The organism is Enterococcus raffinosus (assembly GCF_018917525.1).
GTDB classification, from domain to species: Bacteria; Bacillota; Bacilli; order Lactobacillales; family Enterococcaceae; genus Enterococcus_A; species Enterococcus_A raffinosus_A.
The window spans coordinates 1-644 of sequence record NZ_JAHLOS010000106.1 but is presented as its reverse complement, the minus strand read 5'-3'; the positions used below and the strand labels follow the sequence as shown (position 1 = coordinate 644).

Annotated in this window: 6 tRNA genes and 1 rRNA gene; all 7 read left to right on the top strand. The window is 53.4% G+C overall.

The window, feature by feature from the left end:
• The first annotated feature begins 2 nt into the window (after positions 1-2).
• The 7 genes from rrf to KQI58_RS22470 all read left to right on the top strand — a co-directional run bounded on the left by rrf (position 3) and on the right by KQI58_RS22470 (position 643).
• Positions 3-118 (top strand): 5S ribosomal RNA (rrf, locus tag KQI58_RS22500).
• 10 nt (positions 119-128) lie between these two features.
• Positions 129-201: transfer RNA gene (locus tag KQI58_RS22495), tRNA-Val, on the top strand.
• A 3-nt stretch (positions 202-204) separates the two neighbouring features.
• Positions 205-277 (top strand) — tRNA-Lys (locus KQI58_RS22490).
• Between the two features lie 9 nt (positions 278-286).
• Positions 287-368 (top strand) — tRNA-Leu (locus KQI58_RS22485).
• Between the two features lie 18 nt (positions 369-386).
• Positions 387-459 (top strand) — tRNA-Thr (locus KQI58_RS22480).
• A gap of 4 nt (positions 460-463) precedes the next feature.
• Positions 464-535: transfer RNA gene (locus KQI58_RS22475), tRNA-Gly, on the top strand.
• 22 nt (positions 536-557) lie between these two features.
• Positions 558-643, top strand: a tRNA-Leu gene (locus KQI58_RS22470).
• Position 644 lies beyond the last annotated feature (1 nt).

The following is a 644-nucleotide window of genomic DNA, read 5'->3' as shown; positions in this document are numbered from 1 at the left end:
AGTGTGGTGGCGATAGCGAGAAGGATACACCTGTTCCCATGTCGAACACAGAAGTTAAGCTTCTTAGCGCCGATTGTAGTGAGGGGTTGCCCCTTGTGAGATTAGGACGTCGCCACGCGAATTCTTATGGAGGTTTAGCTCAGCTGGGAGAGCATCTGCCTTACAAGCAGAGGGTCAGCGGTTCGATCCCGTTAACCTCCATTTGAGCCGTTAGCTCAGTTGGTAGAGCATCTGACTTTTAATCAGAGGGTCACTGGTTCGAGCCCAGTACGGCTCATAAGTATATGCGGGTGTGGCGGAATTGGCAGACGCACTAGATTTAGGATCTAGCGCCTTACGGCGTGGGGGTTCAAGTCCCTTCACCCGCATTTTATTTTTTTGTAGTTGCCGGCTTAGCTCAGTTGGTAGAGCATCTGATTTGTAATCAGAGGGTCGAGGGTTCAAGTCCTTTAGCCGGCATCGTGCGGAAATAGCTCAGTGGTAGAGCACCACCTTGCCAAGGTGGGGGTCGCGGGTTCGAACCCCGTTTTCCGCTTTCCTGAAGACCAGGGAAGAACGCCGGGGTGGCGGAACTGGCAGACGCACAGGACTTAAAATCCTGCGGTGAGTGATCACCGTACCGGTTCGATTCCGGTCCTCGGCAT